Origin of the sequence: Pseudobutyrivibrio ruminis (assembly GCF_015057245.1) — a bacterium.
Classification (GTDB): Bacteria; Bacillota; Clostridia; order Lachnospirales; family Lachnospiraceae; genus Pseudobutyrivibrio; species Pseudobutyrivibrio ruminis_E.
In genome coordinates this window covers 55,365-71,716 of sequence record NZ_SVET01000001.1, presented here as the reverse complement: position 1 = coordinate 71,716, position 16,352 = coordinate 55,365, and the positions used below count along the sequence as shown (strand labels likewise).

The following is a 16,352-nucleotide window of genomic DNA, read 5'->3' as shown; positions in this document are numbered from 1 at the left end:
GGTTAAGGAGATAATGTATGAGCAAAATTCAGATGACGACACCTTTGGTTGAGATGGATGGCGACGAGATGACTCGTATCCTTTGGAAGATGATTAAGGATGAGCTTTTGCTTCCATTTATTGATTTGAAGACAGAGTATTATGACTTAGGTTTAGAGCATAGAAACGAGACAGACGACAAAGTTACAGTGGAGTCAGCTGAAGCCACAAAGAAATATGGAGTTGCTGTTAAGTGCGCAACAATCACTCCTAATGCAGCACGCATGACTGAATACAACCTTAAGGAAATGTGGAAGAGTCCAAATGGTACAATTCGTGCAATCCTTGATGGTACAGTATTCAGAGCTCCTATTGTTGTAAAAGGAATCGAACCAAATGTTAAATCTTGGAAAAAGCCTATTACAATTGCTCGTCATGCTTACGGTGATGTATACAAGAACACTGAAATGAGAATTCCAGGAGCTGGAAAAGTTGAGCTTGTATACACAGCTGAAGACGGAACAGAAGAGCGTTCTCTTGTTCATACATTTAATGGTCCTGGTGTTGTTCAGGGACAGCACAATCTTGATAATTCTATCGAAAGCTTTGCTCATAGTTGCTTTAAGTACGCTTTAGATACAAAGCAGGATCTTTGGTTTGCTACAAAGGATACTATTTCAAAGAAATATGATCATAGATTCAAGGATGTGTTCCAGGAAATCTTTGATAAAGATTATAAGGACGCATTTGATAAGGCAGGAATCGAATATTTCTATACACTTATCGATGATGCGGTTGCTCGTGTAATGAAATCTGAAGGCGGTTTCATTTGGGCTTGTAAGAACTATGATGGAGATGTAATGAGTGATATGATTTCATCAGCATTTGGTTCACTTGCCATGATGACATCAGTACTTGTTTCACCAGCTGGCTACTATGAGTATGAAGCTGCTCACGGTACTGTTCAGCGCCACTATTACAAGCATTTAAAAGGCGAGGAGACATCAACAAACTCTGTGGCCACCATTTTTGCCTGGACAGGTGCTCTTAGAAAGCGCGGTGAATTAGACAATATTCCTGAGCTTTCTGCATTTGCTGATAAGCTTGAGAAAGCATGCATCAAAACGATTGAAGATGGTAAGATGACAAAGGATTTAGCTCTCATCACATCTATCGAAAACCCAACAGTCCTTAATTCACGTGATTTCATCATTGAAATCCGCAAGACTTTAGAGTTACTTTAAAATTATCTGACAACTACATATAGTGGTATATCGTGTTGACAAGCACAATATAGTCTTTTATAATGGTCTCATACGTGGTCTAGGCGTACGAGACCATTTTTTATTATTTATATGAGTCTGTAGGCGTAACAGACGGACTATAGGGAGAGATAACTTGGAGATGAATGTTAAGCTTCAGGCGTTTGAGGGTCCTTTGGATTTGCTTCTTCACCTGATAGATAAAAATAAAGTTGATATATACGATATTCCAATCGTAGAGATTACTGATCAATATATGGAATACGTCCGTGCGATGGAACAAAGTGATTTGGATGTCATGAGCGAGTTCTTGCTTATGGCAACAACTCTTTTGGATATCAAAAGTCGTATGCTTCTCCCTCGTGAAGAAAAAGAAGAGGATGGAGAGGAAGCTGAGGACCCACGTGCAGAATTGGTACAGCAGTTGTTGGAATACAAAATGTACAAAACAATTTCTTACCAGCTTAGGGATAGACAGATGGATGCTAGCCTTGTATTTTACAAGGAGCCAACTATTCCTGACGAAGTCCTAAAGTATGAGCAGCCAGTTGATTTAGAGGAGCTTATGAGTGATTTGACACTTAACAAGCTCAATGATATTTTTAACCAGGTTCTAAAGAGACAGGATAACCGTCGAGATCCAATTCGTTCTACATTCGGTAAAATCAAAAAAGAAGAAGTTAGCCTAGAGCAGAAAATGGAATGGACCATTGCTTTTGCTAAGGCTCACAATACATTTAGTTTTAGAAATCTTCTTGAGGAAGCTCATTCAAAGACAGAGGTTATTGTTACTTTCCTTTGCATTTTAGAGATGATGAAGGCTGGTCAAATCAACATCACTCAGGAAGATACATTTACAGATATTCTTATAGAATCAAAGATTGCTGCCTAGACAGCTTTTGAAGGGGTATTATGGAATTAAAAGAAATCGAAAACATAGTTGAGGGTATACTTTTTGCAATGGGTGGCACTGTTGAGCCATCTAAAATCGCAAAGGCTCTTGAAATAGATGAAAAACAAGTTGTAGAGGCTATTGAGTCATTAAAAAGCAGCTACAAAGAGCAGAACAGAGGTATCACAATTACTGAAATTGATGGGGCATACCAGATGTGTACTAGCCCTGATATTTACGAATATCTTATTCGTATAGCAAAACAGCCTAAGAAATATGTTCTTACTGATGTTTTGCTTGAGACTCTTTCTATCATCGCATACAAGCAGCCTATCACTAAATCTGAAATCGAAAAGATTCGTGGTGTTTCCTGCGACTTTGCTGTTTCCAAGCTTGTTGAGTTTGGTCTTTGTACAGAGCTTGGACGTCTTGATGCGCCTGGTAGACCTATGCTTTTTGGTACTACAGAAGAGTTCCTTCGCTCGTTTGGAGTAAGCTCAATTGAGGAGCTTCCAGAGTTATCTCAAACCCAAATAGAAGAGTTCAAAATCGAGGCCGAAAACGAAGCAAATAATGTTGAAGTTACCATTTAATTTTACATGTATTTTATATAGCCGATCCATTCTTTGGATTGGCTATTTTTATGCCTATTTTTCAAGGAAAATAATGACCAATCTTTTCTTCATAAATTTATGACAATTTTTTAACACATTCGCATTGAAATGGGTGATAAAAATGGTTATCATTAAACTTGCGAGAAATTTTGAAATAATTTATATAAATGGAGGTATAAGATGGGTAATGATTTAAGTCAGGCTCAGGCTAGAATTAACGCGTTACTTGATGACAACAGCTTTGTTGAGCTTCAGTCATTAGTAACAAGTCGCAACACTGATTTTAACCTTGATGCGAAAAAGGAACCATCAGACGGAGTAATTATCGGACATGGTCTTGTGGATGGAACTTTAGTATTCGTATTTAGCCAGAATGCCGATGTTTTGGGTGGCACAATTGGCGAAATGCACGCTAAAAAGATTCTTTCTGTATACGACATGGCACTTAAGGTTGGTGCACCAGTAATTGGCTTTATTGATTGCGGCGGAGTTCGTCTTCAGGAGTCATTTGATGCACTTGAGGCACTTGGTTCTGTTATTGAAAGAGCTGCCGATGTTAAAGGGGTTATTCCACAGCTTATTTGTGTAGCTGGCAACTGTGGTGGAGGTCTTTCAGTATTACCTGCACTTGCAGATTTCACATTTATGGTTGATGGAGCAAAGCTTTTCATTAACTCACCAGATACAATTTCTGGAAACAGTTCTGATAAATGCGATACTTCTTCAGCAGAATTCCAGTTTGAAGAGGCTGGTACAGTTGACATGCATGGTTCACTTGCAGAGGTTGTTTCATCTATGAGACAGGTTATTTCTATGATTCCAAACGATATCGTAGAAGCAAGTGATGATCTTAATAGAGCAGCAGAAGGTCTTGAGAGCAAGCTTACAGATGCAGCTGAAGTTGCAACAGAGCTTGCAGATAACAGACAGTTTGTTGAACTTAAGGCTGGCTTTGCCAAGGAAATGGTAACAGGTCTTATTAAGCTTGATGGTGTTACTATCGGCGTTGTTGGTAATAGAGAGATTGATGGTGAGGCAGTTCTTTCAGCTGCTGGCTGTGAGAAAGCAGCTGATTTCGTAGATCTTTGTGATATGTATGAAATCCCAGTTCTTTCAATTACAAATGTTGCAGCATTCAAATCATGCACATGTCAGGAAAAGAGACTTCCAAGAGCTCTTTCTCAAATGACACAGCGCTTTGTAGATGCTAGTGTTCCAAAGATTAACCTTATTACAAAGCAGGGCTATGGCACACCATATGTACTTATGAATTCAAAGTCACTTGGTGCAGATTTAGTTTACGCTTTTGATAGCACATCTGTTGGAGCAATGGAAGCTTCTAAGGCTGCAAAAATTCTTGCAGATAATGGTACAGATGCTGCAGCAATCGAGAAAGATTATGCTGAGCTTCAGGATAGTGCCCTTACAGCAGCTGCTCACGGACATATCGATAGAATAGTTTCAATGGCAGATGCTAGAAAATATATTATTGCAGGATTTGAAATGTTCTTTTAAGAGCAGGAAGGTGAACATATGAAAAATAAATTAAAGATTTGCTTATGCACCTTAGCGCTTGCTCTTGGTTTGATGGCGTGTGGCGGTCAAAAGGACGATACTTTAGGTGGTCGTACAGAAGCTGACTACCAATCAGAATTGTCTAGTATGTTAACACAGCTTTCAACACTTGATGAAGCAGCAATTGACTACAATATTTCATATATTTCGTCATATGAAGATGGTGCAACACTTGTAACACTTCTTGAGGATTACAAGGATTGTTATGATGAGGCCAATGAATATGTTGGCATCGGCGAATTTAATGTCGAAAAATCTGGCAAGACAATCACTGCAACACTTGTTGGAGATTACTCAAAAAGAGATTTAAAGATGACATTTGTATACAGCACTTTAGATGCATCTACTCCAACAGCAATGAACATCGAGCCAGTATACACTTTAGGGGAGACAATGCAAAAAGCCGGTTTGAATACAGTTATGGGTATTTTGATTGTATTCATTATGCTTATTGTTATGTCTGGTGTAATCAAGCTTTTTGAAATTATTCCAAAGCTTGAAAAGAAATCTAAAGAAAAGAAAGAGGGTGCTGTGGCTGCTCCAGTTGTTAGCAAGACACCTGCACCAGTTAAAAACGAAACAGATGATTTACAGCTTGTAGCTGTAATTGCCGCAGCAATCGCTGCTAGTACAGGAGCTTCTACAGATTCGTTTGTAGTTCGTTCTATCAAGAAAAGACATTAGAATTAGGAGGATTTTTCCATGAAAAATTATACAATCACTGTTAATGGAACAGTTTATGATGTTACTGTAGAAGATAAGGGAGGTTCTGGCGTATCCCCAGTTACTCCTGCAGCTGCACCTAAGGCAGCAGCACCAGCTCCAGTTGCTACAGGCGCTGCAGGCGGTGTTAAAATCGAAGCTGGAGCAGCTGGTAAGGTTGTAAAGATTGCAGCTGCAGCTGGTACAGCAGTAAAGAAGGGTGATCCTGTAGTAGTACTTGAGGTTATGAAGATGGAAACACCTGTTGTTGCACCACAGGATGGTACTGTTGCATCAATCAATTGTAACGAAGGACAGCAGGTTGAGGCTGGTGCATTACTTGCAACTATGAACTAATAGGAGGATTACACATGAGTTACGTTGGAGAGACATTGTTAAATCTCGCCGGTCAAACTGCATTTGCAAATTTGACTTGGGGAAACTTTGTCATGATAGCGGTTGCCTGTGTTTTCCTTTATCTTGCAATCAAAAAGGGTTATGAACCACTTCTTTTGTTACCAATTGCATTTGGTATGTTGTTGGTTAATATCTACCCTGACATTATTGCATCACCAGAGGAAACATCTAATGGTGTAGGCGGCTTGCTTTATTATTTCTATACTCTTGATGAGTATTCAATTCTTCCTTCGCTTATTTTCATGGGCGTTGGAGCTATGACAGATTTCGGTCCACTTATCGCCAATCCAATAAGCTTTTGGCTTGGCGCTGCAGCACAGATTGGTATTTTCACAGCTTACCTTCTTGCAATCCTTTTAGGATTCTCAGATCAGGCAGCAGCTGCTGTATCAATCATCGGTGGAGCAGATGGACCTACATCTATTTTCTTGGCTGGTAAACTTGGACAGTCAGCGCTTATGGGACCTATTGCTGTAGCAGCATACTCATATATGTCACTTGTTCCAATCATTCAGCCACCAATTATGAAGGCACTTACAACAAAAGAAGAGCGCTCAATCAAGATGGCACAGCTTAGACCTGTATCAAAGCTTGAAAAGATTCTCTTCCCAATTGTTGTTACAATTATTGTATGTTTGATTTTACCTACAACAGCTCCTCTTGTTGGTATGCTTATGCTTGGTAACTTGTTCAAGGAGTCAGGTGTTGTAAATCAGCTTACAGAGACAGCATCAAATGCTCTTATGTACATTGTAGTTATTTTACTTGGTACATCAGTAGGAGCTTCTACATCAGCTGAAGCATTCTTGAATCCAGCTACAATCAAGATCGTTGTTCTTGGTCTTGTTGCATTCGTTTTTGGTACAGCTGCTGGTGTATTATTCGGAAAGATTCTTTGCCATGTTACTGGCGGAAAAATTAATCCACTTATTGGATCAGCAGGTGTTTCTGCTGTCCCAATGGCAGCCCGTGTTTCACAGAAGGTTGGTGCAGAAGAGGATCCTACAAACTTCTTGCTTATGCACGCTATGGGACCTAACGTAGCAGGCGTTATCGGAACAGCCGTTGCAGCCGGTGTATTTATGGCAATTTTCGGTGTTTAGTTCTTACATATTAATTATTCAGGAGGGAATTACAAATGGCAGATATTAGTCCAAAGCCAGTTAAAATTACAGAGACAGTGCTCCGTGATGCACATCAGTCTCTTATAGCAACACGTATGCCTACCTCAATTATGCTTCCTATCATTGATAAAATGGACCAGGTTGGATATAACGCAGTAGAGTGCTGGGGTGGTGCTACATTTGATGCATGTCTTCGTTTCCTTAAGGAAGATCCATGGGATAGACTTAGAAAGCTTCGTGATGGATTTAAGAATACAAAGCTTCAGATGCTTTTTAGAGGTCAGAACATCTTAGGATACAGCCAGTATCCAGATGATGTTGTTGAATACTTCGTTCAGAAGTCAATTGCAAATGGTATCGATATCATTCGTATTTTTGACTGCCTTAACGATATCAGAAACCTTCAGACAGCAGTTAATGCTACAAACAAAGAGAAAGGACATGCACAGGTTGCCCTTTCATACACTCTTGGAGAGGCTTATACACTTGATTACTGGAAGGATATTGCAAAGCGTATCGAAGATATGGGTGCATCTTCAATCTGTATCAAGGATATGGCTGGTCTTCTTGTTCCAGCTAAGGCTTCAGAGCTTGTTTCAGCATTAAAAGAATCTACAAGCCTTCCTATCGAGCTTCATACTCACTACACATCAGGTGTTGCTAGTATGACATACCTAAAGGCTGTAGAAGCTGGTTGTGATATTATCGACTGCGCAATTTCACCTTTCGCACTTGGTACATCTCAGCCTGCAACAGAAGTTATGGCTGCAGCATTCGAAGGAACACCTTATGATACAGGATTTGATCAGGAACTTCTTTCAGAAATTGCTGATTACTTCAGACCATACAGAGAAGAGTGCATCGAGAGTGGCCTTATGTCAACAAAGGTACTTGGCGTAAACATCAACACACTTCGTTATCAGGTTCCAGGCGGTATGCTTTCAAACCTTATCAGCCAGCTTAAAGAGCAGGGCAAGGAAGATAAGCTTCGTGAGGTTCTTGAAGAAGTACCACGTGTACGTAAGGATCTTGGTGAGCCACCACTTGTTACACCTTCTTCTCAGATTGTTGGTACACAGGCTGTATTCAATGTTCTTATGGGTGAGAGATACAAGGTTGTTACAGAGCAGACAAAGGATATTCTCCTTGGAAAATACGGTCAGACAGTTAAGCCTTTCAACCCAGAGGTTGTAGAGAAGGCACTTGGTGATGACAAAGATAAAGCTATCACATGCCGTCCAGCAGACTTACTTGAGCCAGGACTTAAGAAGTTTGAAGAGGAATGTGCTAGATGGAAACAGCAGGATGAGGATGTGTTATCATATGCATTATTCCCAAAGGTTGCTACAGAGTTCTTCGAGTATCGTGAAGCTCAGCAGACAAAGATTGATCCTGCAAAGGCAGATAAGGAAAATAAAGCTTATCCAGTTTAATTTCAACATTGATGAGGCAATGCAAGATTTCTTGCATTGCCTTTTTTTGCATAGTATAATAAATATCTCAATGATTAGTAAAAGGAGTATTTATGGCTACTACAACTGATTTAATATCAAAAATTAATGAAAATTATGGCAGAATGTCAAAGGGACAAAAGCTTCTTGCAAATTATATTATTGATAATTTTGATAAGGCTGTTTTTCTTACTGCTGCTAAATTAGGGGATATTATCGGTGTATCTGAATCCACGGTAGTTCGTTTTGCTTCTTTTATTGGGTATAAAGGTTATCCAGAGTTCCAGCAAGCATTAGAAGAAATGGTTCGCACAAAGCTCAATACAACAGATAGAATTGAGCTTACAAATGGAGGCATCGAGCAAAATGGAGTTTTGCGTTCTGTATTATCCGCAGATGCTTTAAAGGTTAAAAACACCATGGAGTCCATTGATGAAGCTGCTTTTGAAAATGCAGTTGAAGCAATTAATAGTGCCAGAAGAATATACATCGTAGGCTTGCGTACATGCGCGCCATTGGCTTCATTTTTAGCATTTTATCTAAATATGATATTTGATAATGTAATTAATCTTCAAACAAGCTCTACTTCTGAGCTTTTTGAGCAGATGATTCATATTAGTGAGGAGGATTGTATCATTGGTATTTCCTTCCCACGCTATTCAATGCGTACATTGAAGGCTTTGGAGTTTGCAAATAATCGAAGAGCTAATGTTGTTACTATTACAGATTCCATTCATTCCCCTATGAACCTTTACAGTTCTTGCAATCTTATTGCAGAAAGCGGAATGCATTATGTAGTAGATTCGCTAGTGGCTCCTTTGTCTGTTATAAATGCGTTAATCGTTGAGCTTTGTAATCGTAATCAAGCTACGGTTGCAAACAATTTAGATATGATAGAAAACATTTGGAATGATTATCAATTCTACGAAAATGATGAAATAGATTTGGTGGATGATTCTATTAAAATGAATTATTCAGGAGATTTTTAATGAGTAAAGTTATTGTTGTTGGCGGCGGAGCTGCCGGCATGATGGCAGCTTATGCTGCTGGCATGTGTGGTCATGAAGTCACATTGTTAGAAAAAAACGAAAAGCTTGGAAAAAAGATTTATATAACAGGCAAGGGTAGATGTAATTTCACCAATGCCTGCGATGAAACAGATTTCTTCAAGAATGTCGTTAGCAATCCTAAGTTTTTATACAGTGCACTGTATACCTTCAATTCCGATGCTATGATTGGCTTTATTGATATGCATGGCACTGAGACAAAAGTCGAAAGAGGAAATAGAGCTTTTCCAGTTTCAGACCACGCTTCAGATATTACGAAGGCCTTAAAAAACGGTCTTGATGAATACAATGTAAAAATTCTTCTTAACACGGAAGTTTCTAATATAATAATAGAAAATGATACAGCTGTTGGAGTATCACTTAAGGATAAAACTCAGTTAAGGGCTGACCATGTTATTGTTTGCACGGGAGGGCTTTCATATCAGACCACCGGTTCTACAGGTGATGGTCTTCGCTGGGCTAAAAAAATCGGTATAGGTGTTACCGATACAAGACCGGCTTTAGTTCCGCTTAATGTAAAAGAAGACTATGTTATGTCTATGCAGGGCCTTTCTTTGAAAAATGTAAATCTTTCTATATATAATGGAAAGAAAAAGCTCTATGATAATTTCGGTGAAATGCTATTCACTCACTTTGGTGTTTCCGGCCCGCTGGTGCTTTCTGCCAGCTCTATTATCGGAAAGACTTTACAGAGCGAAGGTAAGCTTAATGCTTTTATCGACTTGAAGCCTGCGCTTTCTGTTGAGGAGTTGGATGCCAGAATACTTAGGGACTTTAATGACAATATGAATAAGCATCTTAGTTCCGTTCTTAGAGGACTTCTTCCTTCATCTATGGTTTCTGTCTTTATCGAATTATTAGATATCGATGACAATAGACAGATCAACTCAATCACCAAGGAAGAGCGAAACAATATTATTAAGCTCCTTAAGAATTTCCCTTTTACTATTACAGGACTGAGAGAATTCAAAGAAGCAATTGTCACTCAGGGTGGAGTTTGCGTCAAGGATATTGACCCATCCACTATGAAATGTAAAAATATAAATGGCCTTTCTTTTGCTGGAGAGGTTCTGGATTTGGATGCATTTACAGGTGGATTCAATCTTCAGATAGCATGGTCTACAGGTTATCTTGCTGGACTTAGTATTTAATTAATTTACGGAGGATATATATTATGGCAATGAATGTTGCAATCGACGGACCTGCAGGAGCAGGTAAATCTACAATAGCAAAAGCTGTTGCGGCAAAGAAAGGATATGTATATGTAGATACTGGTGCTATGTATAGAGCAATGGCACTTTATTTCCTTAGAGCAGGTATCGCTTCTGACGATGAGAAATCTATTTCTGAAAAGGTAGATGAAATAGTTGTTTCTATTAAATATGAAGACGGTGCTCAGCATGTAATTCTTAATGGCGAGGATGTTACAGGTCTCATCAGAACAGAAGAGGTTGGCAATATGGCTAGTGCAACTTCTGTTTACTCTGCAGTTAGAACAAAGCTTGTTGCTTTACAGCAGGAGCTTGCTAAAACTACAGACGTAATTATGGACGGAAGAGATATCGGTACTGTAGTTCTTCCTAATGCTGATGTTAAGGTATTTCTTACAGCATCTGTTGAGTGCAGAGCAAAGAGACGTTTTGATGAGCTTAAAGCTAAGGGTGCAAATCCTGATTTTGATCAGATCGCAAAAGATATCGAAGAGAGAGATTACAGAGACTCTCATAGAGAGATAAGCCCATTGAAGCAGGCTGACGATGCAGTATTAGTTGATAGCTCAGATATGACTATTGATGAAGTAGTTGCTGCAATTATAGATTTATGTAAATAAAGGTATTTTATATGGAAGTAATCTTAGCTAAATCTGCAGGTTTTTGTTTTGGAGTACAAAGAGCTGTTGATGTTGTAAACAAACAAATAGAAGAGGGAGTTTCTCCACTTTATACCTATGGCCCTATTATCCATAATGAAGAAGTTGTAAAAGACTTTGAAAGTCATGGCGTTCAGGTTATGGAAGAGGATTCTAATGAAAATTATAAACCAGGAACTGTTATAATTCGTTCTCACGGTGTCACAAAAGCTGTTGAGGAAGGTTTGAAGGCTGCTGGTCACAATGTTATTGATGCAACATGTCCATTTGTAAAAAAGATTCATCGTGCAGTTGATGAACATTCTAAGAATGGTGAGTACATTGTAATCATTGGAAATCCTGATCATCCTGAGGTTCGAGGTATAGTTGGATGGATTAACGGAGATAAATATACTGTCATTTCAGGAGAGCAAAGCGCTAAAGACTTTTCAGTTAATTCTCATGATACTATTTGTATTGTTTCTCAAACCACCTTTAACCACAATAAATTTCAAGAATTAGTTGAAATTATAAAGCAAAAAGGTTATCATATTATTGTTTTGAATACAATATGCGATGCGACTAATAAAAGGCAGGTTGAGGCTTTTGACATTGCGTCACAGGTCGATGCTATGCTTGTTATTGGAAGTAAAAATTCATCCAATACACAAAAGTTGTACGAAATATGCAAAACACGATGCAACAATACTTACTATATACAGACGGCTGATGATTTCCAGCCATCTGACCTTAGTTCCATTGAAAGTGTAGGTATTACCGCAGGGGCATCCACCCCAAACAATATTATCGAGGAGGTTCAAAAGAAATGTCAGAAATGAGTTTTGAACAAATGTTGGAGGAATCATTTAAAACTATACACAATGGAGAGGTAGTAGACGGTACTGTTATTAGCGTAAAGCCAGATGAAATCGTTTTAAATATCGGTTACAAGTCAGATGGTATCATAACACGTTCAGAGTACACAAATGAGTCAAACGTCGATCTTACTACTGTAGTTAAAGTTGGTGATCCTTTATCAGCTATCGTAATCAAGGTAAATGATGGTGAAGGTCAGGTTCTTCTTTCATACAAGAGACTTGCTCAGGAAAAGGGCAACGAAAGACTTGCAGAAGCTTTTGAAAGTGGAGAGGTTCTTACAGCTACAGTTGATAAGGTTCTTAAGGGTGGCCTTACAGTTGTTGTTGATGAGGCTAGAGTATTTATTCCAGCTTCATTCGTATCAGATGTTTATGAAAAGGATCTTGGAAAGTACCAGGGTCAGGAAATCAGCTTTGTAATCACAGAGTTCGATCCAAAGCGTCGTAGAATCATTGGTAACAGAAAGACACTTCTTGTTGCTGATAGAGCAAAGGCTCAGGAAGAGCTTATGGCTAAGATCGCTGTTGGACAGGAATTCGAAGGAACAGTTAAGAATGTTAAAGACTTCGGTGCATTCATCGATTTAGGTGGTGCTGATGGTCTTCTCCATATCTCAGAGATGAGCTGGGGCCGTGTTGAGAATCCTACAAAGACTCTTAACGTTGGCGATAAAATCAAAGTATTCGTTAAGGAAATCAAGGATGGCAAAATTGCTCTTTCTTGCAAGTTCGATGACGAGAATCCATGGAATGGCGCTGCAGATAAGTATGCAGTAGGTTCTGTAGTAAAGGGTAAAGTAGTTCGTATGAAGGACTTTGGTGCTTTCGTAGAGCTTGCTCCTGGAATCGATGCACTCCTTCACGTATCACAGATTTCTAAGGATCGTATTGAAAAACCTTCAGATGTTCTTACAATTGGTCAGGATATCGAAGCAAAGGTTGTTGAATTCAACGATGCTGAGAAGAAGATTAGCCTTTCTATAAAGGCACTTCTTGAGCCAGAAGCTTCTGATGATGCAGATGTTGCAGATGTAAATATCGAAGAAGTAGCTGCTACAGAAGAATAATTCGTTGGCTATTTTAAGGTCTAGGTTTTAAATCTAGACCTTTTTTCTTTTAGAGTGAAATTATTCTTAGAAAAATAACAATAAATACACAAATGATGTATATAATGTATCTATTACGAGTTACAGAAGGATATAAATTATATAGATAGGAGAAGATTGCATGGAGAATTACGATGGATTCAAGAAAGAGGTTTATGATCTCACTAAAATCGATTTAAGTTCCTATAAAGAGAAACAGATGCGTAGACGTATAGATTCTCTTGTAACAAAACATAAATGTAAGGAATATCACGATTATGTTGCACTTTTAAAGAGTGATAAGGAAGTTTTTGATGAGTTTGTAAATTTCCTTACCATTAATGTTTCTGAGTTCTATAGAAATCCAGAGCAGTGGGACCTTCTTACAAAAGAATTCATTCCAGAATTAATGAAACATTCTGGCCAGAATCTTAAGATTTGGAGTGCTGCATGTTCTACTGGAGATGAGCCATATTCGTTAGTAATGGCATTATCACAGCATCTTCCTCTTAACAAGATTAAGATTCTTGCCACAGACATTGATAAACAGGTTATCGCAACTGCAAAGGTTGGCTTATATAATGCCAAGAGTATTGCTAACGTTCCTGCAGATTTAAAAAAGAAATATTTTACACCAGTTGGAAATTCGTTCCAGATTAGTGAAGAGATAAAGAAGTGTGTAGAATTTAAAGAGCATAATTTGCTTCGCGATTCATATCCTACAAACTATGATATGATTGTATGTCGAAATGTATTGATTTATTTCACAGATGAAGCAAAGGACGAAGTATATGACAAATTCTGCAAATCACTTCGTCCTGGTGGCATTCTATTTATTGGCTCTACAGAGCAGGTTATTAATTACAAAGATCTTGGATATAAGCGTCGTTACTCTTTCTATTACGAGAAGAACTAATGCTTAAGCATGTATCTAACAACCTTCAATAGCAGATTAGGAGTAATGTCATTGACATCTACAAATGCCTCTTTTGCCTCATACGAAGGTTTGAATATCCGAGTAGTTCCAATATCGATTTTTTCAGGAAGGGCAAGAAATTGCCCTTCTTTTTTTACCTTACAATCCTGTTTTTTAGCAGGACGACGGCTGTTTTTATCCATGCTTTCTCCTAATGATTTAGGTATTATCATGTCCTCGTTTATAAGATAATAATAGTTTTTATAATCAGGCAGGAAAGTGAGCAGTTCTCCGTTGAACAAATCAAGCGTAACGTATATACGGTTGTCCTTTATGATATATAGGCCGTAATCTCGTTGTTTATTTATTGAATTTGGAATTATAATATCTGTTTCAACAATAAATCTGAGTTTATCGGCTTCCAATTCATGAGAAACATATCGTAATTGCGAATTAAATAAATCTGGATAAGTCAGAATATCAGTTATATAAATCATTCCTTGAACGTCTTCATAATTATGAAGAAGAATAAGGTTTTTGGATTCTAGATCACCGGTGAGAGAATACTTTTCGTATACAGGAATAAGCTCGCCACCGTTATATTTATCATCTCTATTTAACCCTAAATATTGCTCGATAGTTTTTTGCTTATAGTTTGGTAAATCTAGAAGGCATCTGGCTTTTGTTGTTTTTAAATACATATCCATATGATTCTTAGATTTAATCTTGGTGTTGAAATTGTATTTTCTACATCGTTCTAGGATAAATGATTCGTCAAATCGTGTGGAGTTAAATCCTAGTAGATTATCATAACTCGCCATTACATTTTCGAATTCAGTAATTATTTCGATTTCTTCAGATTCGTTAGCTGCCAATAGCTGTGTGATAGTGACAGAATTATCATTTCTTGTAGCATATCCAATTAAATAAATAAAAGATTTCCTAGGAGATAAGCCTGTACACTCAATATCAAAGAAAAGTGTGGTTTTATCAAAATATTTGTCGATTGCATAGCTTAAGTTATCTAATTCATAAGTGTTTTTTATTATTTCCATAATATAACTCGCTTTATAAATTTTTTTCATTAAATTATACACAAATTTTTCATACTTTGGTATTCGAAAATGTACAATATTAATGATAAATTTTCTCTACTTCAGTATTTTAAATGATATAATTTAATTAACGTTAAAGAAAGAGAGGAGTAAATGCTAATGGGCCTTAGAACATTTAAAGGTGGCGTCCATCCTTATGAAGGCAAGGAACTTTCCAAAGAAAAGCCTATTAAGGATATTAAGCCACAGGGCTTAATGGTATATCCATTATCCCAGCACATAGGTGCACCAGCACAAGCATGTGTCGCAGTAGGCGATAGTGTGCTCAGAGGTCAGAAAATTGCAGAAGCAGGCGGATTTGTGTCTGCACCAATTTTCTCAAGCGTTTCCGGTACAGTCAAGGCTATTGAGCCTCGACGCGTCGCAACAGGCGACATGGTTAATTCTATCATAATTGAAAGTGATGGCCAATTCATTGAGACAGGATTTGAACCTTGCGAGGATTATACAAAGCTTTCCAATGAAGAAATCATCAAGAAAATTCAGGATGCAGGTATTGTAGGCATGGGAGGTGCTGGTTTCCCTACTCATGTAAAGCTTTCACCTAACAATCCTGAGAAGATTGAATATATTATTGCAAACTGTGCTGAATGCGAACCTTATCTTACATCAGACTACAGAAGTATGGTTGAAGAGCCAGAAAAGCTTATCACTGGCATGAAGATTATTCTTCAGCTTTTCCCAAAGGCAAAAGGTTTACTTGGCGTAGAAGACAACAAATCTGATGTTATTGCATCATTAGAGAAGCTTGTTGAGAACGAGCCACGTATCGAAGTGGTTCCACTTCTTACAAAGTATCCTCAGGGTGGTGAGCGTCAGATTATTAAGGCGTGCACAGGTCGTGAAATTAACTCAAAGATGCTTCCTGCTGATGCTGGATGTATCGTAGACAACGTTGCTACTATAAATGCTATCTATACAGCAATTGTTGAAGGAAAGCCAGTTATGGACCGTATATTCACACTTACTGGTGATGCAGTTATGGAGCCACGCAACTACAGAATTTGCATCGGTATGAGCTGCAAGGAAATCCTTGAAGCAGCTGGCGGATTCGTTAGAGAGCCAGCAAAAATCATTTCAGGTGGTCCTATGATGGGATTTGCTGTTATGGATGCTGATATCCCTACAACAAAGACATCAGGCGCTCTTGTTTGCTTATCAGAAGATGAAGTTTCAATGTACGAAACTACTGCTTGTATTAACTGTGGTAGATGTGTTGAAGCTTGTCCTGAAAAATTAATACCTTCTAGACTTTCTAAGTTCTCTGATCACGGAGACAAGGAAACGTTCGAAAAATGGTATGGTCTTGAATGTATTGAATGTGGTAGCTGCAGCTTTGCTTGTCCAGCTAGAAAGCCACTGGCTCAGTCAATTAAGACTATGAAAAAACAAATTCTTGCAGATAAGAGAAAAAAGTAGAAAGGAT

General features: G+C 38.2%; 16 protein-coding genes. 15 read left to right on the top strand and 1 reads right to left on the bottom strand.

Annotated features, from left to right (window positions below):
• Positions 1–17 precede the first annotated feature (17 nt).
• The 14 genes from E7274_RS00390 to E7274_RS00325 all read left to right on the top strand — a co-directional run bounded on the left by E7274_RS00390 (position 18) and on the right by E7274_RS00325 (position 13,811).
• Positions 18–1,223 (top strand): NADP-dependent isocitrate dehydrogenase, encoded by a 1,206-nt coding sequence (locus tag E7274_RS00390; protein ID WP_304172803.1) that lies wholly within the window; start codon positions 18–20, stop codon positions 1,221–1,223.
• A gap of 154 nt (positions 1,224–1,377) precedes the next feature.
• A complete protein-coding gene (locus E7274_RS00385; RefSeq protein ID WP_304172801.1) occupies positions 1,378–2,133 on the top strand; it encodes a segregation and condensation protein A in 756 nt (251 codons plus the stop codon).
• Between the two features lie 20 nt (positions 2,134–2,153).
• On the top strand, positions 2,154–2,726 hold the full coding sequence (gene scpB, locus E7274_RS00380; RefSeq protein WP_304172799.1) for an SMC-Scp complex subunit ScpB: 573 nt from the start codon (positions 2,154–2,156) through the stop codon (positions 2,724–2,726).
• A 201-nt stretch (positions 2,727–2,927) separates the two neighbouring features.
• Entirely contained in the window at positions 2,928–4,262 is a 1,335-nt protein-coding gene (locus E7274_RS00375) for a carboxyl transferase domain-containing protein (protein ID WP_304172798.1), read from the top strand.
• A gap of 18 nt (positions 4,263–4,280) precedes the next feature.
• The gene (locus E7274_RS00370; RefSeq protein ID WP_304172796.1) at positions 4,281–5,006 is read left to right on the top strand and encodes an OadG family protein; all 726 of its coding nucleotides are present in this window, start codon (positions 4,281–4,283) and stop codon (positions 5,004–5,006) included.
• An 18-nt stretch (positions 5,007–5,024) separates the two neighbouring features.
• Complete coding sequence (locus E7274_RS00365) at positions 5,025–5,381, top strand: biotin/lipoyl-containing protein (RefSeq protein WP_033154167.1); 357 nt, start codon at positions 5,025–5,027, stop codon at positions 5,379–5,381.
• Positions 5,382–5,395: 14 nt separating this feature from the next.
• Positions 5,396–6,544, top strand: a complete 1,149-nt coding sequence (locus E7274_RS00360; protein WP_033154166.1) for a sodium ion-translocating decarboxylase subunit beta — start codon at positions 5,396–5,398, stop codon at positions 6,542–6,544.
• Between the two features lie 35 nt (positions 6,545–6,579).
• Positions 6,580–7,998 carry an oxaloacetate decarboxylase subunit alpha gene (locus E7274_RS00355; RefSeq protein ID WP_304172794.1) on the top strand — a complete coding sequence of 473 codons (1,419 nt, stop codon included), beginning with the start codon at positions 6,580–6,582 and terminating at the stop codon, positions 7,996–7,998.
• 92 nt (positions 7,999–8,090) lie between these two features.
• Positions 8,091–9,005, top strand: a complete 915-nt coding sequence (locus E7274_RS00350) for a MurR/RpiR family transcriptional regulator (RefSeq protein ID WP_304172792.1) — start codon at positions 8,091–8,093, stop codon at positions 9,003–9,005.
• Entirely contained in the window at positions 9,005–10,234 is a 1,230-nt protein-coding gene (locus E7274_RS00345; protein WP_304172790.1) for an NAD(P)/FAD-dependent oxidoreductase, read from the top strand. The genes E7274_RS00350 and E7274_RS00345 overlap by 1 nt, the downstream gene beginning before the upstream one ends.
• A gap of 23 nt (positions 10,235–10,257) precedes the next feature.
• Positions 10,258–10,914, top strand: a complete 657-nt coding sequence (cmk, locus tag E7274_RS00340) for a (d)CMP kinase (RefSeq protein ID WP_304172788.1) — start codon at positions 10,258–10,260, stop codon at positions 10,912–10,914.
• Between the two features lie 11 nt (positions 10,915–10,925).
• Complete coding sequence (gene ispH / locus E7274_RS00335) at positions 10,926–11,771, top strand: 4-hydroxy-3-methylbut-2-enyl diphosphate reductase (protein ID WP_304172786.1); 846 nt, start codon at positions 10,926–10,928, stop codon at positions 11,769–11,771.
• Complete coding sequence (rpsA, locus tag E7274_RS00330) at positions 11,759–12,877, top strand: 30S ribosomal protein S1 (protein WP_304172785.1); 1,119 nt, start codon at positions 11,759–11,761, stop codon at positions 12,875–12,877. The genes ispH and rpsA overlap by 13 nt, the downstream gene beginning before the upstream one ends.
• 160 nt (positions 12,878–13,037) lie before the next feature.
• Complete coding sequence (locus tag E7274_RS00325) at positions 13,038–13,811, top strand: CheR family methyltransferase (RefSeq protein WP_304172784.1); 774 nt, start codon at positions 13,038–13,040, stop codon at positions 13,809–13,811.
• Here the strand turns inward: E7274_RS00325 and E7274_RS00320 are convergent.
• Positions 13,808–14,866 carry a ribonuclease H-like domain-containing protein gene (locus E7274_RS00320; RefSeq protein ID WP_304172782.1) on the bottom strand — a complete coding sequence of 353 codons (1,059 nt, stop codon included), beginning with the start codon at positions 14,864–14,866 and terminating at the stop codon, positions 13,808–13,810. The two genes, E7274_RS00325 and E7274_RS00320, sit on opposite strands and share 4 nt — an antisense overlap.
• A gap of 159 nt (positions 14,867–15,025) precedes the next feature.
• Here E7274_RS00320 and rsxC point away from each other — a divergent pair, with 159 nt between their 5' ends.
• Positions 15,026–16,345 carry an electron transport complex subunit RsxC gene (rsxC, locus tag E7274_RS00315; protein ID WP_033154157.1) on the top strand — a complete coding sequence of 440 codons (1,320 nt, stop codon included), beginning with the start codon at positions 15,026–15,028 and terminating at the stop codon, positions 16,343–16,345.
• The last annotated feature ends 7 nt before the right edge of the window (positions 16,346–16,352 follow it).

Coding starts and splice junctions, on each gene's coding strand:
- E7274_RS00390 (WP_304172803.1), top strand. CDS start 18: ATGAGCAAAATTCAGATGACGACACCTTTGGTTGAGATGGATGGCGAC.
- scpB (WP_304172799.1), top strand. CDS start 2,154: ATGGAATTAAAAGAAATCGAAAACATAGTTGAGGGTATACTTTTTGCA.
- E7274_RS00375 (WP_304172798.1), top strand. CDS start 2,928: ATGGGTAATGATTTAAGTCAGGCTCAGGCTAGAATTAACGCGTTACTT.
- E7274_RS00370 (WP_304172796.1), top strand. CDS start 4,281: ATGAAAAATAAATTAAAGATTTGCTTATGCACCTTAGCGCTTGCTCTT.
- E7274_RS00365 (WP_033154167.1), top strand. CDS start 5,025: ATGAAAAATTATACAATCACTGTTAATGGAACAGTTTATGATGTTACT.
- E7274_RS00360 (WP_033154166.1), top strand. CDS start 5,396: ATGAGTTACGTTGGAGAGACATTGTTAAATCTCGCCGGTCAAACTGCA.
- E7274_RS00355 (WP_304172794.1), top strand. CDS start 6,580: ATGGCAGATATTAGTCCAAAGCCAGTTAAAATTACAGAGACAGTGCTC.
- E7274_RS00350 (WP_304172792.1), top strand. CDS start 8,091: ATGGCTACTACAACTGATTTAATATCAAAAATTAATGAAAATTATGGC.
- E7274_RS00345 (WP_304172790.1), top strand. CDS start 9,005: ATGAGTAAAGTTATTGTTGTTGGCGGCGGAGCTGCCGGCATGATGGCA.
- cmk (WP_304172788.1), top strand. CDS start 10,258: ATGGCAATGAATGTTGCAATCGACGGACCTGCAGGAGCAGGTAAATCT.
- ispH (WP_304172786.1), top strand. CDS start 10,926: ATGGAAGTAATCTTAGCTAAATCTGCAGGTTTTTGTTTTGGAGTACAA.
- rpsA (WP_304172785.1), top strand. CDS start 11,759: ATGTCAGAAATGAGTTTTGAACAAATGTTGGAGGAATCATTTAAAACT.
- E7274_RS00325 (WP_304172784.1), top strand. CDS start 13,038: ATGGAGAATTACGATGGATTCAAGAAAGAGGTTTATGATCTCACTAAA.
- E7274_RS00320 (WP_304172782.1), bottom strand. CDS start 14,866: ATGGAAATAATAAAAAACACTTATGAATTAGATAACTTAAGCTATGCA.
- rsxC (WP_033154157.1), top strand. CDS start 15,026: ATGGGCCTTAGAACATTTAAAGGTGGCGTCCATCCTTATGAAGGCAAG.